The 25,005-nt window shown below is 48.7% G+C and carries 22 protein-coding genes; 9 read left to right on the top strand and 13 right to left on the bottom strand.

What is annotated here, in order from left to right; translation table 11 throughout:
• Nucleotides 1-24 precede the first annotated feature (24 nt).
• The 6 genes from KME12_04790 to rfbC are packed head-to-tail and all read right to left on the bottom strand — an operon-like array spanning nucleotide 25 to nucleotide 5,544.
• Nucleotides 25-1,098, bottom strand: coding sequence for a glycosyltransferase family 4 protein (locus tag KME12_04790; protein ID MBW4487087.1), 1,074 nt, complete (start codon nucleotides 1,096-1,098; stop codon nucleotides 25-27).
• The gene (locus KME12_04795; GenBank protein MBW4487088.1) at nucleotides 1,082-2,014 is read right to left on the bottom strand and encodes a glycosyltransferase family 2 protein; all 933 of its coding nucleotides are present in this window, start codon (nucleotides 2,012-2,014) and stop codon (nucleotides 1,082-1,084) included. Before KME12_04795 ends, KME12_04790 begins: the two co-directional genes overlap by 17 nt.
• A gap of 22 nt (nucleotides 2,015-2,036) precedes the next feature.
• Nucleotides 2,037-3,071 carry a glycosyltransferase family 2 protein gene (locus tag KME12_04800; protein MBW4487089.1) on the bottom strand — a complete coding sequence of 345 codons (1,035 nt, stop codon included), beginning with the start codon at nucleotides 3,069-3,071 and terminating at the stop codon, nucleotides 2,037-2,039.
• Nucleotides 3,046-4,119 carry a glucose-1-phosphate thymidylyltransferase gene (locus KME12_04805; protein ID MBW4487090.1) on the bottom strand — a complete coding sequence of 358 codons (1,074 nt, stop codon included), beginning with the start codon at nucleotides 4,117-4,119 and terminating at the stop codon, nucleotides 3,046-3,048. The genes KME12_04800 and KME12_04805 overlap by 26 nt, the downstream gene beginning before the upstream one ends.
• Nucleotides 4,091-4,999: a dTDP-4-dehydrorhamnose reductase gene (gene rfbD / locus KME12_04810; GenBank protein MBW4487091.1), complete on the bottom strand. Its 909-nt coding sequence runs from the start codon at nucleotides 4,997-4,999 to the stop codon at nucleotides 4,091-4,093. The genes KME12_04805 and rfbD overlap by 29 nt, the downstream gene beginning before the upstream one ends.
• Nucleotides 4,996-5,544, bottom strand: coding sequence for a dTDP-4-dehydrorhamnose 3,5-epimerase (gene rfbC / locus KME12_04815; GenBank protein MBW4487092.1), 549 nt, complete (start codon nucleotides 5,542-5,544; stop codon nucleotides 4,996-4,998). The genes rfbD and rfbC overlap by 4 nt, the downstream gene beginning before the upstream one ends.
• A gap of 644 nt (nucleotides 5,545-6,188) precedes the next feature.
• On the opposite strand from rfbC, the gene KME12_04820 reads away from it, so the two are divergent.
• Together KME12_04820 and larE are read left to right on the top strand one after the other, a co-directional pair.
• Nucleotides 6,189-8,459, top strand: a complete 2,271-nt coding sequence (locus KME12_04820; GenBank protein MBW4487093.1) for a response regulator — start codon at nucleotides 6,189-6,191, stop codon at nucleotides 8,457-8,459.
• A 93-nt stretch (nucleotides 8,460-8,552) separates the two neighbouring features.
• Nucleotides 8,553-9,371, top strand: a complete 819-nt coding sequence (gene larE, locus KME12_04825; GenBank protein MBW4487094.1) for an ATP-dependent sacrificial sulfur transferase LarE — start codon at nucleotides 8,553-8,555, stop codon at nucleotides 9,369-9,371.
• A gap of 47 nt (nucleotides 9,372-9,418) precedes the next feature.
• Here larE and KME12_04830 read toward each other — a convergent pair whose 3' ends face one another.
• Nucleotides 9,419-10,459, bottom strand: a complete 1,041-nt coding sequence (locus KME12_04830; protein ID MBW4487095.1) for a hypothetical protein — start codon at nucleotides 10,457-10,459, stop codon at nucleotides 9,419-9,421.
• A gap of 33 nt (nucleotides 10,460-10,492) precedes the next feature.
• A complete protein-coding gene (gene pdxH, locus KME12_04835; protein ID MBW4487096.1) occupies nucleotides 10,493-11,137 on the bottom strand; it encodes a pyridoxamine 5'-phosphate oxidase in 645 nt (214 codons plus the stop codon).
• Between the two features lie 152 nt (nucleotides 11,138-11,289).
• Between pdxH and KME12_04840 the strand changes: the two genes are divergently transcribed.
• Nucleotides 11,290-12,369 carry a glucokinase gene (locus KME12_04840; GenBank protein MBW4487097.1) on the top strand — a complete coding sequence of 360 codons (1,080 nt, stop codon included), beginning with the start codon at nucleotides 11,290-11,292 and terminating at the stop codon, nucleotides 12,367-12,369.
• 356 nt (nucleotides 12,370-12,725) lie between these two features.
• On the opposite strand, the gene KME12_04845 is transcribed toward KME12_04840, so the two are convergent.
• Entirely contained in the window at nucleotides 12,726-13,817 is a 1,092-nt protein-coding gene (locus tag KME12_04845; protein MBW4487098.1) for a HAMP domain-containing histidine kinase, read from the bottom strand.
• 329 nt (nucleotides 13,818-14,146) lie between these two features.
• Here KME12_04845 and KME12_04850 point away from each other — a divergent pair, with 329 nt between their 5' ends.
• Entirely contained in the window at nucleotides 14,147-14,863 is a 717-nt protein-coding gene (locus KME12_04850; protein MBW4487099.1) for a pirin family protein, read from the top strand.
• 2 nt (nucleotides 14,864-14,865) lie between these two features.
• Here the strand turns inward: KME12_04850 and KME12_04855 are convergent, their stop codons facing one another.
• On the bottom strand, nucleotides 14,866-15,588 hold the full coding sequence (locus KME12_04855) for a response regulator transcription factor (GenBank protein ID MBW4487100.1): 723 nt from the start codon (nucleotides 15,586-15,588) through the stop codon (nucleotides 14,866-14,868).
• Nucleotides 15,589-15,774: 186 nt separating this feature from the next.
• Between KME12_04855 and KME12_04860 the strand changes: the two genes are divergently transcribed.
• The gene (locus KME12_04860; protein ID MBW4487101.1) at nucleotides 15,775-17,622 is read left to right on the top strand and encodes a hypothetical protein; all 1,848 of its coding nucleotides are present in this window, start codon (nucleotides 15,775-15,777) and stop codon (nucleotides 17,620-17,622) included.
• A 207-nt stretch (nucleotides 17,623-17,829) separates the two neighbouring features.
• On the opposite strand, the gene KME12_04865 is transcribed toward KME12_04860, so the two are convergent.
• Nucleotides 17,830-18,645: a hypothetical protein gene (locus KME12_04865; protein ID MBW4487102.1), complete on the bottom strand. Its 816-nt coding sequence runs from the start codon at nucleotides 18,643-18,645 to the stop codon at nucleotides 17,830-17,832.
• 174 nt (nucleotides 18,646-18,819) lie between these two features.
• Here KME12_04865 and KME12_04870 point away from each other — a divergent pair, with 174 nt between their 5' ends.
• Nucleotides 18,820-18,960, top strand: coding sequence for a hypothetical protein (locus KME12_04870; GenBank protein ID MBW4487103.1), 141 nt, complete (start codon nucleotides 18,820-18,822; stop codon nucleotides 18,958-18,960).
• A 3-nt stretch (nucleotides 18,961-18,963) separates the two neighbouring features.
• Here the strand turns inward: KME12_04870 and fetB are convergent, their stop codons facing one another.
• On the bottom strand, nucleotides 18,964-19,743 hold the full coding sequence (gene fetB / locus KME12_04875) for an iron export ABC transporter permease subunit FetB (GenBank protein ID MBW4487104.1): 780 nt from the start codon (nucleotides 19,741-19,743) through the stop codon (nucleotides 18,964-18,966).
• A gap of 158 nt (nucleotides 19,744-19,901) precedes the next feature.
• Between fetB and KME12_04880 the strand changes: the two genes are divergently transcribed.
• The 3 genes from KME12_04880 (at nucleotide 19,902) to KME12_04890 (ending at nucleotide 23,808) form a co-directional block, all read left to right on the top strand.
• The gene (locus KME12_04880; protein MBW4487105.1) at nucleotides 19,902-21,071 is read left to right on the top strand and encodes a DegT/DnrJ/EryC1/StrS family aminotransferase; all 1,170 of its coding nucleotides are present in this window, start codon (nucleotides 19,902-19,904) and stop codon (nucleotides 21,069-21,071) included.
• A 508-nt stretch (nucleotides 21,072-21,579) separates the two neighbouring features.
• Nucleotides 21,580-23,358: an AarF/ABC1/UbiB kinase family protein gene (locus tag KME12_04885; GenBank protein ID MBW4487106.1), complete on the top strand. Its 1,779-nt coding sequence runs from the start codon at nucleotides 21,580-21,582 to the stop codon at nucleotides 23,356-23,358.
• A 78-nt stretch (nucleotides 23,359-23,436) separates the two neighbouring features.
• Nucleotides 23,437-23,808, top strand: coding sequence for a hypothetical protein (locus KME12_04890; GenBank protein ID MBW4487107.1), 372 nt, complete (start codon nucleotides 23,437-23,439; stop codon nucleotides 23,806-23,808).
• Nucleotides 23,809-23,831: 23 nt separating this feature from the next.
• Here the strand turns inward: KME12_04890 and KME12_04895 are convergent, their stop codons facing one another.
• On the bottom strand, nucleotides 23,832-24,758 hold the full coding sequence (locus KME12_04895; protein ID MBW4487108.1) for a tetratricopeptide repeat protein: 927 nt from the start codon (nucleotides 24,756-24,758) through the stop codon (nucleotides 23,832-23,834).
• Between the last annotated feature and the right edge of the window lie 247 nt (nucleotides 24,759-25,005).

The raw sequence follows: 25,005 nt of genomic DNA on the forward strand, positions 1-25,005 counted from the left end.
GTTGCTCCTCGACTAAAATTTCGACTAAAGATATTGCTGCAAAATTTCTGCGGTCGCCTGTCCCGTTTTTGTCCAGCTAAACTGTGTAGCTCTGGCTAACCCACGTTGGCGTAGTTGCGATCGCAAGTTTGCATCTGTCGCGATCGCCTGCATTGCCTCTGTAAGTTCTTCTACCTGGTAAGGGTTCACCAAAAGAGCAGCATCACCCGCTACTTCTGGTAAAGAAGCCAGATTGGAGGTAATCACGGGAGTTCCACAGGCCATTGCCTCCAATACAGGCAGACCAAATCCTTCCCAGAGGCTCGGGAAAACTAGGGCGATCGCTTGATTGAGCAACTTGGGTAACTCTGTATAAGGCACATAATTGAGAAACTTCACCTGCTGTTGTAATCTTAGTGCTGCAATTTGTGCTTGCAGCGCCGGGGTGTAGCGTGGATCAGAGGGGCCAGCAAACCACAATTCATAGGCCGAGCAATTAGGTAAGGCGGCAAAAGCTGACACTAAACGCTGAGGGTTTTTGTGCGGATTATGACGACCCAAATAAAGGAAATAATTTTTTTGGGGTAACTGCAAATCGCGAAAATTATTAGCATCATAAGCGAGTGGAATGGCAGTCACTTTTTTGCTAGAAATGCCACAAACAGTGACTACATCTTGGACAGTTGCTTGCGAATTGCAAATAATATACTCTGCCTGCCTTAATACAGCGGGAATGTAGTAGTGACAATAAAGCTTCTGCGCTTGAGAAAACCATTGAGGAAAGTGCAAAGGAATCAAATCATGAATCGTAACGATCGCTCGACAGCTTTTCGAGAGAGGTGCTTCTGGTATAGGAGAAAATAGTAATTTAGAATGTAAATCCTGATAAATTTTGGGTAAATAAAACTGAGTCCAGAGTAATCGCTTGAGATGTCCTTTAGCTCCAGCCTCTGTTGTTAAGTCAACCGGAGATGGATAAGTTTTTATATTATCTTTTAGCAGTATTGGGCTTACTGCCTGCATTTCTGCAAGGGGTAACGATTTGAGCAAATTAAGGCTATAAGTTGCCCAGCCTGTCGGTCTTTCAGGTAAAAAGGCTAGATTAATCAGAACTGACATTGAGACTTGATTTGGGTTTCAATCCTAAAGGATATTGCTTAAAGTCGAATAACAATAGAATGATTTTTTTAAATGTAGGGTTTAAAGTTTTTAGAAAGAGTCCTGAAAACTTAATTAAGAGATAGATTCTGAGTAATAACTGTTCAACTGAAGGTCGGTGCTTTTGATAGTAATAAAGTTGGCTTCTCCGGTACTCAATCGCCATCGCATCAGCTCGTTGGCTCACGGAATGCCCATGCAGGTGAATGAGAGCAGTCTTAGGAGTGTAGAGAATTTTCCAGCCTAGGTGGCGCGATCGCTGGCATAGATCCGACTCTTCGAAGTACATAAAGAATTTTTCATCAAATCCGCCCAAGCTATCAAATAATTCTTTTCTAACAAAAATTGCTGCTCCAATTACAATTTCAACTTCCTGAATAGTTTGAAACTGCTGGCAGATTGATACCTGATGTTGAGGGTTTTGATACTTTTTCAGTTGTTGCTGAGCGTGATATTCTCCTCGCAATCCGATCGCAGGAACTACAGAAATCTGTAAAGTTCTATTGGGGTTGAGGAGCTGGGGTCCAATTATGCCAACGTCGGGGCGAGTTCGGATCAACTCTACCAAGTGCGGCAACGGATCACAAATTAGGACAGTATCGGTATTTAGCAAAAACAAAAAACTTCCCTTAGCTGCTTTTGCTCCTACATTATTACCTGTACCAAAGCCTAAGTTTGTAGCTTGTTGAATTAGGCGAACTTGAGAAAATTTCTGTGCGACTAATTCTGAACTGCCATCAGTAGAAGCATTATCCACCACAATCACTTCGTAAGAAGTTGAATGAATAAATTTTTCAATTGAATTTAAGCAGTCTAAGATAACTCCTGCACCATTGTAGTTAACTAAAATAATTGAGACTAAAATATCTTTTTGCATCAGTCAAAAAGCATTCTTCACTCTAACTAGCCTTCAATGATTTAAAGGTCAACTTCTGACGTAATTTCTTCAAGTCAAACAATACTTTCAAGGCCCAGATCCTGAAAGCAATTCCCTCGGAGCCGTAACCTGTTTGCCAACTTTGCCAACCCAAGCGGAGAATGCCTAGACCAAAGTCCAAGTGGCGATCGCTAAACGGATCTCGCCATTGCGGATTGACTTGCTGGTGAAAGCGCAGATAAAAAGCCTGGCTCAAATTCCGATGAATGAGGTAACTTTTGCCTGTGATTCGGCATTTCTTAGTGAACCAAACGATTAATTCTCGGTAGAACTTACCCGCGTCTCTAACTACCCCAATGGTGTTAGAGCCATGAATTCTGTACCGGACTAAAGGTTGCCGTATATGGGCCACTTGGCCTAACTGTGCTGCCACGATCGCTACCCAAACGTCGTGGTACCACTGCACCTCAGCTTGGGGCGGAAACGGTAGCACCGAGGGCAATAGGGTTGCACAGAAGACTAGCGAGCAGCCTGTAACTGTGTTCCGTAAGAGCAATAACTCAGCGGTAAGTTTTTCAGGATGGCGGCTCTCAAACTCCCAAGCGGAAGCGTGCAAGGTGCGATCGCTACCATCAATCAGTTCTAAGTCGGAATGTACCAACAGCGCTTTCTCGCTTCGCAGCGTTTCTATCGATACCTCCAGCTTATGGGGTTGCCAAATATCGTCTTGGTCGGCAAAGGCGATCGCACTAACAGTGGGGTCAGCAGCGACATACTGCAAGCCCCGCTCGAAGTTGTGATAGGCATTGAGATTTTGCGTATGAAAATGGCAGATAAAGCGATCGTCTTGGCTCACCAAGTCTCGAATCATTTGTTGTGATTCAGGTTGAGAGCAATCATCCACAATATGACAAACCCAATTTTGCCAAGTTTGGCTTTGGATAGATGCAATTTGCTGACGAAAATAGTGCGGATTAGGGTTGTAAGTGGCCAAAACAATCCCAATTCGCTCTTGACTCAGCATGTGATCATTAGGCCAATTCAATTTGGCAGTCATCCCCCACCATAAATCTCAAGGCTTTGGGCCGACGGGGATGCACGGTTAAGCAAGCATTGCGACCAATCACACTATCCACAATGCGCTGATGAATATTGACGACTTTAGCGCCACGCAAAATCACACTATGGTCAATGTCCGTGTCAATCAGCGTCACTTGATCGCCAATGCTGCTGTAAGGCCCAATAAAGCAATTTTCTAAATGACAGTTTTGCCCAATGATCACAGGGCCACGCACCGTACAGTTAATCAGTTGCGAACCTCCGCCAATTGCTACCCTGCCACTCACCTGTGACTGAGCATCAACTTCGCCCACAATTTGAGGATTCACGTAGCTGTCGAGAATAATTTGATTGGCGGCAAGCAAATCATCTTTTTTTCCAGTGTCTAGCCACCAACCCAACAGTTGAGTCGCTTGCACATTGCGTTGCTGATCGATCAAGTACTGAATGGCATCTGTGATCTCCAGTTCTCCCCGCGCGGACGGTTGGATATTGTCGATCGCATGATGAATCACAGGTGAGAAGAAGTAGACTCCCACCAAAGCCAAATCAGAGGGGGGGTGCTGGGGCTTCTCAATCAAGCGCATGATCCGTCCATCCTCCGCCACCTCTGCCACCCCAAAGGCGCTAGGGTTCTTCACCGATCGCAGGAGAATCAAGGCATCTAGGTCTTGCTGGGTGAACTTCTCTAAAAATTGCTCTAGGCTATCTTGGATCAGGTTGTCGCCCAGGTACATGATGAAGGGCGAATCTCCCAAGAAGGGTTGAGCTATTTTGACGGCATGAGCTAGCCCTGCGGGTTGGTCTTGCTGAATATAGGTAATCTTGGCTCCAAAGCGATCGCCATCCCCCGTCCTAACCTTCACTTCTTCCCCAGTTTCCGGGCTAATGATGATGCCAATGTCGGTGATGCCAGCAGCAACAATGCCCTCGATCCCATACCAAAGAATGGGTTTGTTCGCGACGGGCACTAATTGTTTGGCTCCCGTATAGGTGAGTGGTCGTAGCCTTGTCCCTTTACCCCCGGAGAGAATCAGTGCTTTCATGGGTTTGAGTATAAAGTTCCGCTAGCATATGTTTGAGTCCTTGTCGCCAGTGAGGAGGATAAGTTCCCAGAACTCCCGCTATTTTGGCACAAGAGAGAACTGAGTAAGCTGGACGCTGGGCAGGTGTGGGGTAGTCGGCAGTCGTGATCGGCACCACTCGTTGAATTTTGAGGGGAAAGCCTAGTTGTTTGGCTTCTTCGAAAATGGCAATAGCAAAGTCATACCAGCTGGCAACACCGCTATTGGTGTAATGGTAAATGCCTGTAGTTTTTGAGCTGGCGTGGGGGATAAACTGAGCGATCGCTTGAGCTAAATCCTTGGCCCAAGTGGGACTTCCAATTTGATCGGCCACTACTCGAATTTCTTCGCGTTCTGCTCCCAAGCGCAGCATGGTTTTCACAAAATTGCTTTTGCCATAGCTACCGTAAACCCAAGCAGTTCTGATCACGGCATAGTTGGCGGTACTCAGCGCGATCGCCGTTTCCCCCATCAGTTTAGATTTGCCATAGGCTCCCAGCGGATTGGTCGCATCCGTTTCTCCGTAAGGATGGCTTTGGGTGCCGTCAAACACATAATCGGTCGAGATGTGAATGAAAAAAGCGCCTAAGCGTTGTGCGGTTTCCGCTAAAACCTGGGTAGCAGTTGCATTCACTGCGATCGCTTGCTCTAATTCAGTTTCGGCTTTATCGACCGCTGTGTAAGCAGCCGCATTCACGATTATGTCTGGCTGTAGCTTTTCTACTACCTGAAGAATTTGTTCAGGATGGGCTAAGTCTAAAGCGTCCCGTCCGAAGCTTGTGACCTCTCCACCAGGGGTGAGGCAGGTCTGTAGCTCTTGTCCAACTTGACCGTTAGCCCCAGTGACTAAAATCCGTTTCATGCGAAATTTTCTGCAACTTGAAAGGGTTGACCTGTTTGATCTTTCGCGGACAAGATTGGCGTTTCTCCAGCCAAAGGCCAGGCGATCGCCACATCTGGATCATTCCATAAAATACAGCGCTCTCCGCCCGGAGCATAGTAATCCGTCGTTTTATACAGCACTTCTGCCACATCCGAAATTACGAAAAACCCATGAGCAAAGCCCGCAGGTATCCAGAGCTGCTGCTGATTTTCGGCACTGAGCAAGCGACCCACCCACTGCCCAAACGTAGGAGAACTCCGACGAATATCGACTGCCACGTCAAACACAGCCCCGACAACGACCCGCACTAGCTTTCCTTGCGGTTGCTGAATTTGGTAATGCAATCCCCGTAGCACATTTTTTTGGGAGCGAGAATGGTTGTCCTGCACAAAGGTAGCTGTGGTTCCAGTTTTTTCGCTGAAGGTTTGGTGGTTGAAGCTTTCAAAAAAGAAGCCGCGATCGTCTCGAAAGATCCGAGGCTCAATTAGCAAGACATCTGGAATCTCAGTTGGCACAATATTCATGTCACTTCTCACACGGATTGCTCAGCTTTTATTAGCTGCTTGGGCAATATTTGCCTGGTTGCGTTCCCAGAATATCACTGTTGTGACAAGCTAGAAGTAGCAGAGGCTCCGTGCCAACTCCAGACCAAATCTATACCAATCAAGTTATTCAGTAGTTTTCCAAATCTAGCTTCAGCAATTCCAATCGCTTTAGCAAAGTTTGTGTAAACCTCTATGAATAATCTTGTGAGTGGTTCAATGGTTTGAGTGAACTTGGCTAAATTTATCTAGAATTTATAAAACAACAATTTTTGTTTTCAGTGCGTTCACGCATGTAACGCTAGAATTAAGCTGAAACTTACAGTATTAGTTTAAAACTTTTATCAAATTAGGGGTTCACTTTTAGCTAGAGCAGCCTCCTAACCTCAGTATCTAATGAGTCTAGATTGTGTTCTGTTAGTTTTTGCCTCCAGTCATTGCCTAGATTGAATTAGGTCAAGCTTCTTTGGTCTTTGGGTTTTGAATAGATGGTTGGGTGTAGGCAGTTGAAACGGGATCACCTAAGGCTTTTAGCTCCATCAGGGTAGTTGTTAGTAGCACGTGTTACCTGTTATCTACGGTTGGTCAAATATCCGGGCTATTGAAGTAAAGAGACCGAAATTTTAGTGGACAGGCTAAATACACATCAACATTTGAGTTGGCAGGTGGAGGGGTTACCGGGTGCAGCATCCTCACCAGAGTTGAAATCGCACGGGTCTCCAGACAATGCCGCTACGTCCCGCATTCAGCAACTAGAAACTGAGCTGTGGGTAGAACGCTTTTGCCGCCAACTCAGCGATCGCCTTGCAGATCACTTAGTCCACCACGCTCATGCCCAAGACCTGACCACGGCTTTACAGCCAGAAGCAGAAATTTTTCAAATTATTGTTAATGAACTCAGATCTGCCTTAGCTAACGGCATTGTCGCGATCGCTCTGCCTTACGAGACACCTGTGGCTGCATTAGCAACTCCAGCCTCTGCCCCAGAAGTAGCGTTGGCTTTCCGCATTGGTCATGTTGCGTCTCAGCAATTGCAACGATCCAACCCGTTAGTTTCTGCAATGGCGATCGCTACCAGCAAGCCTCTCAAATTCACTTTGGGGGAACTGCTCACCCTAAGCGATTTACAAAGCCTGCATCATCATACTCACCCCGCTGCTTGGCCAATTGCTGATGTGGCTGGAGCCGTTCTGGGTTGGTTGGTTGTGTTTGACGCGTTTGGTGAGGAGAGGCTAGCAAGTCTGCCAGATTGGGAGAGACAGTTAAGAGTTGACTTAATTGAGCGAGTCGGACGGCAATGCGCGATCGCAGTGCAGCAAGCTCGACAACTCAACGCCGCTTGCCCTCACTGTCAGAAGCTGGAAACCCGCAATCGCGAGTTAGAGCGTACCAACCAACTTAAAAGTGAGTTTTTAGCCAATACCAGCCACGAAATTCGAACGCCTCTGAGCTCAATCTTAGGTTTTACTCACTTGCTACGAGAGCAAGGTTATAACCCCAGCAGCTTACGCCATCGAGAATATCTCAACATTATTCTGACTAGTGGCCAGCATTTATTGGCCTTAATTAATGACATCTTAGATTTATCCAAAATCGAGGCCAATCAACTCGATTTGCAATGGGAAACGACTAAAGTTGAAGAGATTTGTCGCGGCGTCTTTAAATTAGTCAAAGAAAAAGCGAGTGACAAAGGCTTGGAGTTGCGCCTTGACCTCGATCCACATGCGACCACATTTGTGGCTGACCCGTTGCGGCTAAAGCAGATGTTATTTAACCTGCTCTCCAACGCCTTAAAATTCACAACTAAGGGCACGGTGGGTTTGCAGGTGCGGTTGGCTGGCATTTTTCTGCACTTTACCGTTTGGGATACTGGGACAGGAATTTCTCAGGAGCAGCAGCAACAACTGTTTCGGCCTTATTCACAGATTGCCAACGGTGTGGTGAGTCGAGATGAAGGAACGGGTTTGGGCTTAGCTCTAACCCAAAAGCTGGCTGAGCTGCATGGTGGTTGGGTGGAAGTGGAGTCGGAGCTACATCAGGGTGCTCGCTTCACCATTAAGCTGCCACTCACTCCACAACTCAATACTCAGCCCCAATTGGAGTCTCAATTGGAGTCTCAGTTGGAGTCTCAGTTGGCATGCCAGGAAGCTTTGTCATCGCCAGCTTCGGCAGCCAGCCCCACTGCTATTGCGGCTGAGAGTGATGCTACTTACAACCTGATCGAAGGTTCCACCCCTCCCCACTCAGGTGCGCGGTCTGGGGGTTACCCTAGTCAGCCTAGAGCGAATCGGGCCACCAGCAAGACCAGTCCGGTTGGCTCAGCCAGTCGCAGTGCTCAGCGATCGCGGCTACAGCGAACCGCCATGCAGGTTGCTAGCCCATCGGCTCAAGCTGCGATACGCCACGCCGAAGCCACCGCAACCGGGACTAAAATTGTCAATGCCAAAGCTGTCCGGACTCCGGCGCGTCCTAGAGCACTGAGTCCCTACCCTCGGCCTTATCACGTTCTCTTGGTAGAAGACCATCCTCCCAATGCCAAACTGCTGATTGCTTACTTAAGCAAGCTGGGCTATGAGGTCACCTGGGTCCAGAGTGCCGCCGAGATGTGGCAAGCCTTAACGATTTCGCTACCCGCCTTGATGCTGATGGATATCCATTTGCCTGAGGTGGATGGCCTCACCTTGACCCGCCAACTACGCTCTCGGCAGGAATACCAGCAGTTGCCAATTATTGCTCAAACCGCAATGGCGATGACAGGCGATCGCGAAGTCTGTATGGAGGCAGGCTTCACAGACTACATGACGAAACCCATCGACTTGAGCGTATTGGCGCAAATGGTGGCTAAGTACAGCGGTAGTGGTGCGGCTTCCGATCGCGTTTGGCCCCAAGAAGCTTAAGCCAGGTTAAAAACTCAGCCGAAATTCGCTACCCTAGGTGAGGTGATGATGCCAGAAATTCAGTGATTGTTATTGCTTAGGAATTGCCAGACCATGCCGCTACAAAAACTTGAGCAATTGAAGACTTTATTCGCCGAAATGGAGCGAGCCTTGATTGCTTATTCAGGCGGCATTGATAGCACTCTCGTGGCCAAAGTGGCGTGCGATGTCCTAGGCGATCGCGCCCTCGCAGTCACGGCAGAGTCTCCCTCTTTAATGCCAGAAGACTTAGAGGATGCGCGGATTCAAGCCGCTGAGATTGGCATCGCCCATGAGGTGGTTAACACCCATGAAATGGATAACCCCAACTATGCCTCTAATCCTGTCAATCGTTGCTACTTCTGCAAGAGTGAACTCCACGACACCTTAAAACCACTGGCTCTAGAGCGGGGCTACCCTTACGTCGTCGATGGCGTGAATGCCGACGATTTACAAGACTACCGTCCGGGCATCCAAGCAGCCAAAGAACGGGGAGCGCGATCGCCCCTAGCCGAAGTAGGGATTTCGAAGCTGGAAGTGCGGGAGTTGGCCAAACTCTTGGGTTTACCGTGGTGGAACAAACCCGCTCAACCCTGTCTCAGTTCTCGTTTTCCCTACGGCGAAGAAATTACGATCGCCAAACTACAGCGAGTGGGGCGATCGGAGCGTTACCTGCGCGACTTAGGACTCCAAAATCTCCGGGTACGATCTGAAGGCGATACGGCCCGCATTGAGCTACCACCAGAACAAATCAAAGAATTTGTCTTAACTAACGATCTTTCTACTCTCGTAGCCGCCTTTCAAAGTTACGGCTTCCTCTACGTCACCCTCGACTTAGAAGGGTTTCGCAGCGGTAAGCTCAATCAAGTCTTACAGCTTGCTAGCAGCAACTAGGCGATCGCCAGAAGTTTGGCCTACAGGGCATCTGAGAACTATTAAGGTTACCGTGCAGCTTCAAGTTGCAGATCTGCGAAGACTTGCTTCATGTCCAGCGCTAAAAAGCGATCGATTGATTGATACATCCAGTAGGCCGATAAGGAAGCCTCTTGTCCAATTTTTTGAAAGCCCAAAGCAGTAGCCAAGGATGAAAGATAAATCGGATGTACCACCACAACGTAGAGATCACATAAGTTAGGAAAATCCTGTCTCATCTTTGTCAGAGTGGTTTGCACATCTTTTAAAAACTGGCAGAGATAATCTCGACGCAGATATTCAGTATCAACAATCCAAAATCGCTCGAACACAGTCGTACAATTCACATCTCCCGGAGATGCCATCTGGAATGGGTCGCTCTTGGCCTTGGAAGTCAAGTAAAAGCTCTTGGCGGGTGGGATAAAGAAATTGACTTCAGACTCACTCATTACCGGGAATAAAATTGACATGCCTACAGGCTGGAGGTTATCGCAGCGTCGCAAAACTCGCATGCCCGTCGGATATTGTTGTGCCCAAGCCCGCAGGGTTTTAATGATTTTGGGTTGAGCGATCGCGGCATCCCTGACTAGCCAGCCATAGGTATGCGCCAGCAAGCTAGCCATCGCAATGGCATCCGTCCGGGGATTAAAGGCATCCGGCTGTACATCTGCAAGATTGAAGGAGCCAGATGGTTCAGTTAGCTCTGGAATGGCTCGAATGCTGACTAGGAGACCGTTGCCATCAAACTGCTTGTCAACCAGCCCTAAGGCAACGAGTTGGTTTAGCATCATGCCTGCTGCGCGATCGCTTCCTTGCGCTTTACCTGTGTAAAACAGTTGCGCCGCTTCCCGATGACTACAAGCAACTGGCTCCGCTAACGGCTGCAATTGGGTGATCGGAATCGGTGGCAGTTGAGTCATGGCTTGTTGCCGCTTGAGAACCAAGTAGGCCCATAACCGCACGAAACATTCCGCTCGCCGCCGAGTCAGGCCAATCCGCCCAGACAACAACACAATGTAGTGCTGCTGGCAGGCTGGGGCAAACCAGTGGTCTAGCTCATGGAGCTGCATGGAACACTCCCGTCGCTGCAATGCTGTAGCAACTCAAGGCGCTAAACGCTCAATCAACCATTGACCATTTCCTGCTTGGCGATAACGTAAGCGATCGTGGAGGCGACTGGGACGACCTTGCCAAAATTCGATCGCTGTCGGTATCACCCGGTAGCCCCCCCAATGAGGCGGTCGAGGAATTTCTTGGTCTTGGTATTGCTCGGTTAAGGCTTGCAAACGTTGGACTAACACTTCGCGATCGCGGATCACCTGGCTTTGATTGGAAGCCCAGGCTCCTAAACGACTGCCACGGGGACGACTCTGAAAGTAGGCATCGGCTTCTGACTCTGCCACTTTCTCCACGCGACCTTCAATGCGGACTTGGCGCTCTAGCTCGGCCCACCAAAACACCAAGACTGCCTGGGGATTTTCGCCTAGCTCTTGGCCTTTGCGGCTGTTGTAGTTGGTATAGAGCACAAAGCCTCGCGAATCAAAGCCTTTCAGCAGCACGATACGGGCCGAAGGCATTCCTGTTTTGGTTGCGGTCGCCAAGGTCATCGCGTTTGGTTCATGGAGCTGGGCCGCGATCGCTTGATCAAACCAAATTTGAAACTGCTGAAACGGATCAGGATGGGCTTCTGCTTCGGTGAGGGCTTGTAGGGCGTAGTCTTTACGCAGATCAGCGATCGAACTGTTCATGGACGGCATATCAGGTCAGAGGTCTAGGTGAGCGGAATTTATCACTATTCAGGGAGTTGTAAACAGGAGCCACGCCTTACACTTACGATTGGAGTTGCCTTCTAGGGCAGCCCCTTGTTTTAGTTAGCGTTGAGAGGGAGGACATAAGAGCTATGACGTTGCTATTAGCGGGAGATATTGGCGGCACTAAAACGATCCTGCGCTTAGTCGAAGCCCAAACTACATCACCTCAAGCCAGAGTCAATCTTAAAACACTCTACGAAGCCCGCTACTCTAGTCAGCACTTTCCTGACTTAGTGCCGATGGTGCAGCAGTTCTACAAGGAAGCCGCAGAAAAAGTAGGCTATGCTCTCACGCCCCAAGAAGCTTGCTTTGCGATCGCTGGGCCTGTGGTCAACAACACCTCCATTTTGACAAATTTAGGTTGGTCTCTCGATGGCAAGCGGCTAGAAGAAGAGCTAGCCCTCAAGCATGTACGGCTAATCAATGATTTTGTGGCGGTAGGGTATGGAGTCGTGGGCTTGGAGTCAGAAGACTTACTCACCTTGCAAGCAGGTAAACCAGATCCTAGTGCTCCCATCGGGGTAATTGGGGCAGGAACTGGCTTAGGTGAAGGATTTCTGATTCCTTGCAACAACGGCTATGAAGTGTTTGGCTCCGAAGGGGGGCACGCTGACTTTTCGCCTCGCTCCGAGCTAGAGTTTCAACTGCTAAAGTATTTACTGGATCGCAACAACATTCAACGGATTTCTGTAGAGCGCGTAGTTTCTGGTCAAGGCATTACTGCAATTTATCAGTTCTTGCGCGATCGCCAATTTACAAGCAGTGCTCAACCCATTGCAGCCGAGTCTCCGGTGGGGCAGATTGTACGGATTTGGGAGCAAGAAGCAGGCCGTAGCGAAAAAACAGTAGACCCCGCTGCTGCGATCGCCACTGCTGCCTTAGAAGAGACAGATCGGCTCTGTGAGCAAGCGATGCAAATCTTTGTGGAAGCTTATGGGGTTGAAGCAGGCAACTTAGCACTGAAACTCCTACCCTACGGGGGCCTTTATGTGGCGGGTGGCATTGCTAGCAAAATTTTGCCGTTAATGCAGACTGGTTTGTTTATCCAAGCGTTCGGCCAAAAGGGCAGAATTAGCCCATTGCTAGAGCGAGTCCCAGTGCATATTATCTTAAATCCTCAGGTTGGCTTAATTGGAGCTGCCCTCTGTGCTGCCCGACTAGAGGGTTAACTCTCTGATTGCCGATACTAGTTGCGGATCTTGGGTTGCGGATCTTGGGTTGCGGATTACTTGGTTGCGGATTTTGGGTGCCGATTTTGCTGGCCTATGGTGTGTTTACCTGCAACACAGATCCACAAGCAGTAGCACTATTAGTCAGGAAAGCGATTAGGAGGAAATAGATAGCTAATTGCAACCACACCTAAAGTCAGGGCGAGACTCACCAGAAGAATCGCTAATGAGAGGGGAGACATAGGGATTACCATTGTGCCAACAGCCTGACTTTAGCGATTTTGCTTGGCATCTTCGTGACCACAACATCACAAAGTTTTGTCATTGGATGTGGCTCACCTCAAGGAGTGGGTTATTCAAGCTAAGGGTAAGGAAAATCTAAAGGTACTACCCTTTCCCATTTGGCTCTCCACTTCAATTTCGCCACCTTGCAGCTCTACCAAGCGGCGGGAAATGGATAACCCAATTCCGGTACCACCAGAACTGCGATCGCGCGATGGGTCCGATCGCCAGAAGCGCTCAAAGACATGGGGTAGATCGGCTGGAGCAATGCCTACACCCGTATCTACTACTGCAATCCAGACTTTTCCTGCCTCACTCCAAGTTCGCACTGTAATCGATCCCTGCTCGGTATATTGCAGCGCATTCCCTAATAAATTGATCAAAATTTGTTCAACTCGTTCTGGATCGGCCAATGCCAGAGGGAGAGCAGCAGGACAGTCTAGATGTAACTTTGGCCCTTCTTCCAGCAGTTGGTCAGAAAACTTCTGAATTAATGCCGTCAACAAAGCAGGTAATTCCAACTTTTGGGCATGAATGGGCAGATATCCTGCTTCGGCTTGGGAGAGTTCTTGCAGGTCATTCACCAAGCGCCGTAACCGTCTGGTTTCCTTCGCCAAGCGTTGATAGATATCAACAGAAGGTTCAATTGTGCCATCTGCCAAGCCTTCTAAATACCCTTCAACTACAGTTAGAGGAGTGCGCAACTCATGGGTTAGATCGCTCACTAACTCCCGCCGCCGTTGTTCTACTCCTTGCAGATCGGCTGCCATGCGATTAAAACTTGCTGCCAGCCGATGCAACTCACGAATGTCGTTGGCAGGCATGCGCTCACTGAGGTTGCCAGAAGCAAATTTCTGGGTGATAGCTTCCATTTGAGTCAGGGGCTTGACAATGCGCCGCGCCACTAAATAGCTCAGCCCTCCCGCAGTAGAACCGCCGACCACGACTGACCAAAGCGCTCCGCGTCCCCAGGCATACTCAAATCCTTTAATCAGTTGGTAGCGCACATAACCTAACTTAAATCCACTTCCTTCTAACTTGGCTAAATGCAACACAAATAAGCGAGGTGAATAAAACTTGCCCACTGTGATGAGGGTACTCAGCCCTACCACCATGACGATGACGTGGGACAAAAACAATCGCCCTTGCAGCCCAATCTTACTCACAAATGCTCAATGTCCTGAATCTAATCGTTCGCGATCGCTAGTGCTATTTCACCAGTGCTATCTCTTAACCTATGACCCCAACCCTAGCTCGCTTACGTTAGCTCTAGGCTAACTTCAAACCCAGTTGTTTTGCTTAGTATCTTTTTGGATAGTATTGCACTTTTAAGTATGTACTTCCCATATCAATGCTAACTAGTTTAAAGTAGGAAGACATCCAAGAAATAGCCAATTTCATTTGGATTCCAGCAAGATTTCAGCTGAAAAATACTTCCCTGACGCAACACACTAGGAGTGTTTTCAGCGATCGCCTTTATTACGAGGTTTAAGCCATGACCCAAGGGACAGTGAGTAACCTAATTCATGATCGCAATGCCCGTGGTCGCACTAAAATCGGCTGGCTCGACAGCTATCACACCTTCTCCTTCGGCAACTTCTATGACCCCAGTCGGATGGGCTTCCGGACTTTACGGGTGATCAATGACGATCGCATCACTCCCGGCGCTGGATTTCCCGCCCATAGCCACCGGGATATGGAAATTCTTACCTACGTGCTAGAAGGAGCTTTAGAGCACAAAGATAGCTTGGGCAACGGTGCCATCATTAAACCAGGGGAAGCCCAGGTGATGAGTGCGGGCACAGGCATCACCCACAGCGAGTTCAACGCTTCCGGCACTGACCCTGCTCACTTCTTACAAATCTGGATTCTGCCAGATGAGACAGGGTTGAAACCTCGGTACGAGCAGCGTGACTTTCCTCTAGAGGAAAAGCAAGGTCAATGGCGCTTGATTGGTGCTAAAGATGGCCGTAACGGAGCCGTCACGATTCACCAAAACGTTGACCTGTACGTGTCTATCTTGGCCGCAGGCGATCGCCTCACCTATGCCCTTCAGCCAGAACGCTATGGCTGGTTACAAGTAGCGAAAGGTATGGTGACTTGGGGCGATCAACTCCTCCGAGAAGGAGATGGTGTCGCGATCGCCGCTGGAGAGCAGCTAGACCTCAGCAGCGATACAGGTGCAGAACTTTTGCTGTTTGACCTAGCCTAACTTCAAGCTTGTACTTGATCCTCAAATTTGTAGCCCACCCCGATCACCGTTTTTATGAACGTGGGATTTGCGGGGTCGGGCTCAATTTTTTTGCGGAGTCGCGCGACATGGGTATCTACCACCCGTTCATCACCAAAAAAGTTACTACCCCAAAGTTTGTCGATGAGTTGGGTGCGGTTCCAAGCTCGTCCTGGGTAACTCATAAACGTGGCTAACAGCTCAAACTCTAGGGTGGTTAGATCCAATGCTTCTGCGCGATCGCCCTCTGTCACACCCTCGCTAAACCGGGAAGCGGTGCGCTGCTCCAGATCAATCAGAAAATGCTGGGTGCGGTAAGTTTGACTTTGGCCCCCTTGTCGTAGCGTCCGCCGCAACAGCGCTCGTACCCGTGCTACCAATTCTCGTGGGCTAAAGGGCTTCACCAGGTAGTCATCGGCTCCAGTAGACAACCCGATAATGCGATCAATCTCTTCACCTTTAGCCGTCAGCATCAAGATGTAGGGATCTTTCGCCCCAGGACGTTGCCGAATCCGGGCGCAAACTTCTAAGCCATCTAGACCCGGAATCATCAGATCTAGGATGACCAAATCTGGCTTTTGCTCTGAAAACACTTGCAGCGCCGTGATGCCATCCCGACAAACTCGGCAGGAAAATCCTTCTTTTTCTAAATACAGTTGAATCAGCTGGGCAATTTCAGCCTCATCCTCAACAATTAAGATTTCCATTCGTTTTGCCGTTTTTCTACATTTTCTAAACTTTCTGCAACTGACGGTTAAGTTAGGCCGAAATCACCCACAAGCAGGATGTAGATTGTATGGATACGGTCGCGATCGCAACTTCTCCATTGGGCAACCTGGAACTGGAAGTTGCATTTACATTTTTCAATTAACAGGTGGAAGGGGTATCGCCCTATGGAAACCGCAGTGCATCAGGGTAACTTACAAGCGCTAGGACGGCAATTGCAGCAATATTTGCAATCCGAGTTAGCCCAGCCAGTGCCGATCCAGATTCAGTGTGCGCTCAAACAAGGCGTCCTCATGATTTTAGGCCAGCACTCCCCCGGTATTAACCCACCCACTCCCCAAGCCGTATTCACGCTTCTAGAGCAAGCCTTAGAATTTCTACAACCCGCCTTGTCTGAGTCCGAGTTTAAGGGCGCAGTGCGGCTGTATTTACGAGTTGCTGGGCAACAACAGCCTTACGCTAGCCATGCCTTGACCCTGGAACCCACAGCGCCCTCCAATCTAGGTGGTAATGTCGCCACACCTCCCACCAATCAACTGGACAACTCAGCGGATAGCAGCCATTACTTTGCATCTACCAATGCCCTGATCCACTCCACCGACATTTCTGATCCACCAGACTTGAGTGCAGTGGAGGATAACCCCTTCTCTTCGGCCCTCCAACCTCTGACTGAGTCTGGTGGTGAGTTAGTTCCAACTCGAAAATCTAGCAAGACAGACCAACGCACCACTTTACCTTTACTCGTTGCTGGAGCAGGGGTGGGGCTGTTTGCCCTGGCAGGAGCCATTTATGCCCTGACTCGTCCTTGTGTGATTGGTGGTTGTCCCGCGATCGCCACAGCTCAGCAGCTGAGTCAAGAGTCAGCCCAAATCCTCCAAGCGGCCAAATCTGGGCCAGAAGTTTTAAGTGCCCAACAGAAATTAGAAACCGCGACCCAATCTCTAGCGCCGATTCCTGCTTGGTCGAGCCGTCATGGGGAAGCCCAAACGCTGCTAAAGACTTATCAAGTGCAAGAGCAGACCCTCGCCCAAGTGGTATCCGCACAAGACCAGGCTGGTGCTGCTGCCCAAAGAAGTCAGAACCCGCCACATCCGTTAGCAGAGTGGAGCGAGATTCAAAAGCTGTGGCGAGGGGCGATCGCGCAATTAGAGGCAGTGCCTAAAACCAGCAGTGCTTATGCGATCGCGCAGAAGAAGCTGACTGAATACCGCGCTAACCTCGTCATGACCAACAAAAGGGTGGCGCTAGAGCAAAAAGCGAATGCCTCCTTAGCCAAGGCTAAATCAACCGCCCAGGTAGCAGAGGCTCGTCAGGGAATTGCCCAATCTTTGGCGAGTTGGCAACTGGCAGATGCAACTTGGCGCATGTCTACCAACACGCTACGGCAAGTTCCTCGCGGCACGATGGCCTATCAAGAAGCTCAAGCATTGCTCAGTGAGTATCAGCCGAAGATCCTGGCAGCTCGCGATCGCAAAACTAAGGAACAGTTGTCTGCTACGGCTTACCGCCAAGCTGTGACGTTTGCTCGCCAAGCCCAAAGTTATGAGCGGCAAAACCAATGGTCTCAAGCGGTCGCTAACTGGCGAGATGCCCTAGCCGTAGTGAAGCAAGTCCCCACAGAAACTCTGTTCTACAACCAAGCCCAGCCACTGATGAGCTCCTACGGCAACTCGTTAACCGAAGCGGAGAATAAACTGAGTTTGGCAAATATTTTGGAAGGGGCACGGGCTGATCTTCGCCGTACCTGTGCTGGCTCTCCCAACGTTTGCGACTTTTCGGTGAGTCTCGGCTTGATTAGAGTGCAGCTCAACCCTGACCACGTCAGAAAGCTTGTGCGAACCGCAATCACGGCAGAAGCCAATGGCGACATTGGTACTCAAGTCGATGTGCGAAACCACATCCAAACCTTGGAAGCGGCTCTAGAAGCCATCAGCGAAAACTCTAATATCGCGATCGAACTCTATGACGAAAACGGATCGCTGCTAGGGCGTTACGTGCCTTCTCTAGGTCAATAAAGTGGGAGCGATCGGCTCAATAGAGTAAGAGCGATCGCACTTTACTGACTTATAAATCAGGACGGTCTCCTGACGGCGATGTTTGCTGACTATAAATAAATTCTGAGGTGATACGAATTCTTCAGATAGCAGTTTGCTATAAACAAAGATTTAGCTGCTATCTGTTCAATGGTTAAAGGACTCTGTTGCTGAATCGTAACAAATCTATTAAGTCTTGGTTTTTGGAACAGCATAAACAGAATCATGGGCTGCTTGACCTAGTAACAGATAATTTTCCATTCCATTGCACTCTTCAGGCCATGTATTACTTCTAACGGAGCGAAGATTAATTCTTATATTGGCCTTCTGATCTGGGGGAGTTTGGTTGAATTTATGTAAGCTTAGTAATCCCTCATAAGAAGAGAGCTGATGAGTGATTAAAAAAGCAATTGGATAGAACTTAATCATGTTGAAGAAGCCAGGCTTTTGCAGGTTACTCCTGACTGCTGGCATGGCAAAATCTCGAAGTATTATGATTTCTTCATAAGGATATACCCAATAAAAAATATGAATGTCATCATGAATCGGTAATGATGAATCTGTTAGACATGGTCTTATAAGATTGTCTATAACCACTTCATCAGTTTTAGTTTTTGCTGCAAGAAGATGCCCTAATATAGAACGCATGATTGCATTTGGTTGGCACTCTACTTCGAAAGATTCTGGCAGAGCCAAACTACTTTCGAGAAAACTTTCGACTCTTTGAGAAAACTGGCCTAAAGCCCAGTCGTACCGATTACCCAACTTGTTGTTACAGCCTCTACATATCGTCTTGAAAGTCACCCCATTTTGAGAAATTCTTGGATGAAATGACTTATCATCAGTCATCTGATAAAGAACCTTAGAAATAACTATATTTTTAGCTGGAGGGCATGATTGAGGAGGTACGTGATCTTCCGACAGCTCTCCTTCTTGCTGACATATATTACAAATATTATCTTTTTTCTTTAGCTTTTCAATAATTGTTTTTTTTGCTTTTTTCATGACATTTGCAAATGAATTACTAGAAGGTTTATGCTTCTAAACCTAGCTAAAATTCTGAAATGGCATTTTCATTACATATAAAACGTAATAACAATGGGTACGTCATCAATCAAATAGCTAGAAGCGATTCCCCCTACCACCCTATTTCGGAAGTTTTTTGAAAAATTAGCCTGATTGAAGAGTCCGCTTGTTGGTCTTTTAGTCTTAATTGTGGAAATTTGCTACTATCCCGACCAACTCTCTAAGTTTTTGTTAGAGCTATTTACGGCACCAAAAGCAGCGATCGCTTCTACCCTATTCGTCAGCTCAATTTAATCCTTAATACAGCGTTAATTGAGCTGCTTGATTAAAGAAGAGGCGACATAAACCTCTGGTGACTAATACTGTCGTGACTAGCGTGGTAAACGCCAGCATAAACATAATTAGCATTTGGTAACTAGCAGCATCCAGAGGACTAACCCCGCTGAGTAACTGCCCGGTAATCATGCCTGGTAGAGTGACTAACCCCACTGCCATCATCGAGTTAAGGGTAGGAATCATGCCTGCTTTGATGGCATCTCGACGGTATTGAGCCACTGCTTGCTCTGGAGTTGCCCCCAAACTCAAAAAAGTTTCAATTTCTAGGCGACTGTTACTGATTGTGCTGGCTAGGCGTTCTCCCGCGATCGAGGCTCCATTCATGGCGTTGCCTAATACAATCCCCGCTAGTGGAACCAAATATTGGGGCGAGTACCAAACGTCCGGACGAATCACGAGCAAGTTGGTGTAGCTCAAAGTCAAAGCGGCAGCGACAAAAATCGACCCCCAAAGTAGTGGCAGCAGACGCGGAATCTTTTTGCTGATGCGATTACGGGCGACAACTGTTGCGATCGTCAGCATCCCTGCAATAATAGCCAGCACTACCCAAGGATTTTCGATAGTGAACACCAGCTCCAGTACATAGCCAACCATCACCAACTGAATAATGGTTCGCCCGGTCGCAATGGCTAGATTCCACTCTAAACCCACCCGCTGCCAAGCTGATAAGCCGATCGCGATCGCCATCATTCCCAGTGCCCAAGCCAGATCTAACGTATCTAGCTTTATCAACGTATCCACAAGTTCTGACCTGCCAACGTGTTTTCCTGATTTTGCCAGAGCTGAAACAATTTGAGGGCGGCCTTATTCTAAGAACTGGTAAAGCCGAGGAATGGCGGATTCCATTTTTTAACAAAATTTGATTTCATTAACCTAGCAAGACTTGTGGTGCAAACGTAGTGAATAAAGTCCCTCTGCTCGACCTGACGCGGCAATTTCAAACGATTAGCGAAGAAGTCAATGCAGCCGTGCTCCAGGTTCTGGGTTCTGGTGGCTACATTGGTGGTCCCGCCGTTTCAGGATTTGAGCAGCAGTTTGCCGCCTACACGGGTACCTCTGAATGTGTTGCCTGTAACTCTGGTACTGACGCTCTCTTCTTAGCGCTCCGAGCTTTAGAGATTGGGCCTGGAGACGAAGTAATTGCCCCTCCCTTTACCTTTTTCGCAACCGCAGAAGTGATCAGTGCGGTGGGAGCCACCCCTGTTTTTGTCGATATTGATGCGAATACGTTCAATCTCGACCTCAACCTCATCGAAGCTGCCATTACTGAAAAAACTCGCGCCATTATCCCGGTGCATTTGTTTGGTCAGCCCGTAGATATGACCCGACTGATGGCGATCGCAGAAGCGCATAACTTAGCAGTAATTGAAGACTGTGCTCAGGCTACGGGAGCAGAATGGGTTGGGAAAAAGGTTGGCAGTATCGGCCATGTGGGTTGCTTTAGCTTCTATCCCACCAAAAATTTAGGCGCAGCCGGAGACGGGGGCGCAATCACCACCAACGATCCAGCGATCGCGGCCACTATTCGGATGCTGAAAGAGCATGGCAGCCAAACGCGCTACTACCATGATGCGATCGGGATGAATAGCCGCTTAGATGCCGTACAAGCGGTGGTACTACAAATCAAGCTGCGGTTTCTAGACGAGTGGAATGCCCAACGCCGTCAAGTTGCTGAGCGCTATCAACAACTGCTTAGCCGCATTCCCCACATTATTCCGCCTCAAGAAATCAGTGGTGGTCAATCGGTGTGGAACCAGTACACAATTCGCCTCGCGAGTACCCCGGATGCTCCCAAGCACCGCACCGAGCCTGGGGCCTTACGAGATTGGGTACGGCAGGAATTGCAAAGCCGTGGCGTTGGCTCTATTGTTTACTACCCATTGCCCTTACATCTGCAATCGATTTATCAGGACTTAGGCTATCAGCCAGGTCAATTGCCTGTGTCTGAGCAAATGTCCCACGAAGTTTTGTCGCTGCCTATGTTTCCAGAGCTGTCTGTGGCAGAGCAAGACCAAGTTATTTACAGCTTGAAAGATTGCCTAACTGCTGCTGTCGAGTGTCGGAGCTGATCGGGAAAACTACAAGCGAAAGCCTTGAGTATGTTTGTGTTGCTCAGCAAGACTTACTGGCTACTTGCTCAGCAAGATCTACCGATTGATCTGCCTGTTCTGCGTCTTAGTCAAACCGTTGCTGTCAGCAATTCAATACGAAACTATAGCAATATTCACAATTTCCTAGCTCTCTTGCGGGTAGGACTAATTTGCTCATGAGTTTGCGTGGCCCAGAGTTTTGGATTTTCACTCGCTGCCAAACCCCTAGAATAGAAGCTAGCTCTGATACAAAAGTTAACTCTGGCTGCATTTATACGCTGAGTGTTTGTAGTTTCCTATACTATAGTTAATAAAAAGATAAAGATTTTAGAGGTCTGGCCTAACCGCAGCTTGGGAAGTCACCCGTAAACTCTAGTCGAAAGTCAGTAGGGACTGGGTAGGCCGAGTGACAGGTCAAGGTGCAACTTTTCACTGCGACTGTCAGGCTTTTGAGACGTTAATCCCGCACAAAGAGGCGTAAAGAGGCGTGAGTCAGCATCCACTGGTTTCTGCAGTAGAAACACAACCGCGTTCCACCGACCTTAGCTGGCGTGCTCACCGCGAAAAACCACTCTCCACTCGCAAATATGACGCTCAGGCGATCGCCCGTCATTTCCGCTATCGCCCTCTCCAAGCTATCTGGCGTGCTCTTAACATTCTTTGGTCCTTTGCCTGGTTTGTGCTCGGCTTGAAGTTAGACGAATGGCAGCACCGCACCGAAGCCAACAAGTTCAAACGAGCCACTCAACTGCGAATTTTGCTCACTCGCTTGGGGCCAACCTTTATCAAAGTGGGGCAAGCGCTCTCTACTAGACCAGACTTAGTCCGAAAAGACTTTTTAGAAGAGCTGGTGAAGCTACAAGACCAGTTACCACCTTTTCCTACGGCGATCGCCTTTGGCATTCTTGAAGAAGAATTAGGCTACGCAGTTGACGAGATTTACGCGCAGATTTCCCCAGAACCGATCGCAGCTGCCAGCTTAGGGCAAGTGTATCGGGCGCGGCTTTACAGCGGGGAAGAAGTTGCCGTCAAAGTGCAACGGCCCAATTTGCTCCCGACGCTGACATTAGATTTGTACTTGATGCGCTGGGCTGCAACTTGGCTCGGTCCTTGGCTACCCCTGAATCTAGGACACGATCTCACCTTGATTGTGGATGAGTTCGGCATCAAGCTGTTCGAAGAAATCGACTATTTGCATGAGGGATACAACGCTGAGAAGTTTGCTGATAACTTCCGCGACGACCCCACGGTAAAAGTTCCTAGTATCTACTGGAGCTACAGCAATACTCGCGTCCTGACGCTGGAATGGATTCACGGCTTCAAGCTCACTGACACCGAAAGCATTAAAGCCGCAGGATTGGATACAGATACCTTAATCCGCATCGGGGTCACTTCTGGGTTGCGCCAACTTCTAGAGTTTGGCTTCTTCCACGCCGACCCACACCCTGGTAACTTGTTTGCGATGCCCGACGGTCGCATGGCTTATATTGACTTCGGCATGATGGATCAACTGAGCGAAACCAACAAAGAAACCTTGGTGGACTCGGTGGTACATCTAATCAACAAAGACTATGTGGATTTAGCCGCAGACTTTGTCAAACTCGGTTTTCTGGCTCCTGATACCAACATCTGGCCGATTGTTCCGGCGCTAGAAAGCGTATTGGGCGATATCATGGGCGAAAGCGTCGCCGACTTTAACTTCAAAACCATTACCGACAAGTTCTCGGAACTGATGTACGACTATCCGTTCCGCGTTCCGGCTAAGTTTGCCCTAATTATTCGTTCCTTGGTGACGCAAGAAGGGCTAGCACTGAGCTTGAATACTCAGTTCAAAATTGTGGATGTGGCTTACCCCTACGTGGCTCAGCGGTTGTTGAAGGGAGAATCACCTGAGCTGCGACGCAGGCTAATTGAGGTGCTGTTCAAGAATGGTAGATTTCAGTGGCAGCGACTGGAAGATCTAATCGCGATCGCCCGTTCTGATACCAACTTTGATTTATTACCGACGGCTCAGCTTGGTCTGCAATATTTGCTGTCGCCAGAGGCCACCTTCCTGCGCCAACAGCTCATCCTTGCTCTAATCGAGGACGATCGCCTGCACACCGAGGAAGTTCAGCGGCTCTGGAACTTGATTAAAGACGAACTCAAGCCTGCTCGTCTCTTCAGTGCTGCTTGGGGAGCATTGGCTGGAGCTTCAATGCAGGGAGCGGCGGCGTTGCTGCCCACGATGCCATTTGCTAGCTGGCAGACTCCTCCGCAAAACTAAGCTGTAGCCGTAAGGCGAACCAATACCTTCATAGATTGATACAATTGAGCGTCAGCAACTGCATATTAGGAGTTCTTTGTGTTTACTTTCCCTGACCCTCCCTACTTCTTACTGGTTGCTGGCCTCCTGATCAGCATCACTTCTGGGGTCGCATTTGAGGCGACTCTGAAGCAAGCGGTACAAGATTGGGCCAAAAATCGCTCTACTCGCACCCTCGCAGCGTTGCAAGGCATGCAGCTTTTTGTGCCTTTTGTAGGAATCACCGCAGGTGCCTGTCTCTTTCTAGGTTCTGGGATGGAAATCTTTGGCTTTAGCACCAAGTTGTCCTACGCCCTCTCTTTTCCCCTATCACTCTTTACTAGTTGGCTAGTTTGGTCGCAGTTGGGCAAAATTTTGATCCAGCTAGAGCAGGGTGGCTCACAAGCGCTGGATCTAGATTCATTCAACTAACTCGGCCCACATTAGGCTGGGTCTCAAGGTACTGACGCACTACCTGCCTGAGCCTGTTTTAGTTGCTGTTCAGCATTGGCGGCCCAGGCAGTATTGTTTTGAGCGGTGTAGAGGTCTTTAGCGTACTGCAAGACCTGTTGGGCATCTTTGTACTGCCCTTGCCGCAGAAACACTAACCCAGCCCCGTAGTAAGCATTGGCATAGTTAGAGTTTGCCTCTGCCGCCTGTCTAAAAGCTGCCAAAGCTTCTGGCAACTGTCCCTGCTTCATCAAAATCGATCCCAAGTTGTAATGCGCTTCGGGATACTTGGGGCTAATTTTAATCGCTTCACGTAGAGCTGCGATCGCCTCAGACATTTTGCCCTGCTGCATATAAACCACACCGAGATGATAGGCAGGTTCTGGGGCGGTGGGGCTAAGCTGTTGTGCCCGCTTAAACGTTGCGATCGCCTGATCTAAAGCACCTTGCTGTTCTAGCACCAAGCCCAAGTTGTAATGAGCTAAACCCAGCTTCGGGTCTAGTTCTAGCGATCGCTGCAAATATTCTTTGGCTTGCTCTAAATTATTTCCTTCTAACAACGCTGCGCCTAAATTGGCATAGGCCAGGGCAAATTTCGGGTCTACCTGAGCCGCTTGATAAAAGGCATTGGCGGCGGGTTGCAGCTCACCTTTTTGGCGAAGTGCTAGACCTAAATTGTAGTGAGCTGCTGCCAGAGTGGGGTTTAGCTGGGTTGCTTTTTGGAAAGCCGCGATCGCTGGCTCTAGTTTGCCTTGCTGAACCGCTTGCAAGCCTTGCTGCATTAACCCCTCAGCAGTTTGGCTGGATTGAGCCTGAGCAACGAATCGTGATCCCATTTGCCCACCCCAACTGGTGTGAAACAATCCTAGCTGGAGCAGCACAGCCACACCCATCCAACTCAACCTAGAGACAAATCGATTGTGGTTTTTCATCCGGGCTGAACTCCTATCACACATGCTGCTTTTTGCACTGTAAACTGCCTGGGTTAGAGAATGGAACTCTGACTCGTGAACTGAGCTCATACAAGTATTTATCTGGTTGTAAACGAGCGATCGCTTTTGATGCAACAGGCAGGTATTGATCAACGGTTAGGGAAGGCGGATTTTTGACAGTTTGTTAAAGGGGAAAACAGCTTTAAATAAGCTCAATAGAGGCTAATTTTTTGTTAAACGAGCTTAG

The sequence above is a fragment of the Trichocoleus desertorum ATA4-8-CV12 genome (genome assembly GCA_019358975.1).
GTDB lineage: Bacteria > Cyanobacteriota > Cyanobacteriia > FACHB-46 > FACHB-46 > Trichocoleus > Trichocoleus desertorum_A.

What these genes read in the sequence shown, in the direction of transcription:
- KME12_04790 (MBW4487087.1), bottom strand. Translation starts at nt 1,098, where the DNA reads ATGTCAGTTCTGATTAATCTAGCCTTTTTACCTGAAAGACCGACAGGC.
- KME12_04795 (MBW4487088.1), bottom strand. Translation starts at nt 2,014, where the DNA reads ATGCAAAAAGATATTTTAGTCTCAATTATTTTAGTTAACTACAATGGT.
- KME12_04800 (MBW4487089.1), bottom strand. Translation starts at nt 3,071, where the DNA reads ATGACTGCCAAATTGAATTGGCCTAATGATCACATGCTGAGTCAAGAG.
- KME12_04805 (MBW4487090.1), bottom strand. Translation starts at nt 4,119, where the DNA reads ATGAAAGCACTGATTCTCTCCGGGGGTAAAGGGACAAGGCTACGACCA.
- rfbD (MBW4487091.1), bottom strand. Translation starts at nt 4,999, where the DNA reads ATGAAACGGATTTTAGTCACTGGGGCTAACGGTCAAGTTGGACAAGAG.
- rfbC (MBW4487092.1), bottom strand. Translation starts at nt 5,544, where the DNA reads ATGAATATTGTGCCAACTGAGATTCCAGATGTCTTGCTAATTGAGCCT.
- larE (MBW4487094.1), top strand. Translation starts at nt 8,553, where the DNA reads ATGCCGCTACAAAAACTTGAGCAATTGAAGACTTTATTCGCCGAAATG.
- KME12_04830 (MBW4487095.1), bottom strand. Translation starts at nt 10,459, where the DNA reads ATGCAGCTCCATGAGCTAGACCACTGGTTTGCCCCAGCCTGCCAGCAG.
- pdxH (MBW4487096.1), bottom strand. Translation starts at nt 11,137, where the DNA reads ATGAACAGTTCGATCGCTGATCTGCGTAAAGACTACGCCCTACAAGCC.
- KME12_04840 (MBW4487097.1), top strand. Translation starts at nt 11,290, where the DNA reads ATGACGTTGCTATTAGCGGGAGATATTGGCGGCACTAAAACGATCCTG.
- KME12_04850 (MBW4487099.1), top strand. Translation starts at nt 14,147, where the DNA reads ATGACCCAAGGGACAGTGAGTAACCTAATTCATGATCGCAATGCCCGT.
- KME12_04855 (MBW4487100.1), bottom strand. Translation starts at nt 15,588, where the DNA reads ATGGAAATCTTAATTGTTGAGGATGAGGCTGAAATTGCCCAGCTGATT.
- KME12_04860 (MBW4487101.1), top strand. Translation starts at nt 15,775, where the DNA reads ATGGAAACCGCAGTGCATCAGGGTAACTTACAAGCGCTAGGACGGCAA.
- KME12_04865 (MBW4487102.1), bottom strand. Translation starts at nt 18,645, where the DNA reads ATGAAAAAAGCAAAAAAAACAATTATTGAAAAGCTAAAGAAAAAAGAT.
- KME12_04895 (MBW4487108.1), bottom strand. Translation starts at nt 24,758, where the DNA reads ATGAAAAACCACAATCGATTTGTCTCTAGGTTGAGTTGGATGGGTGTG.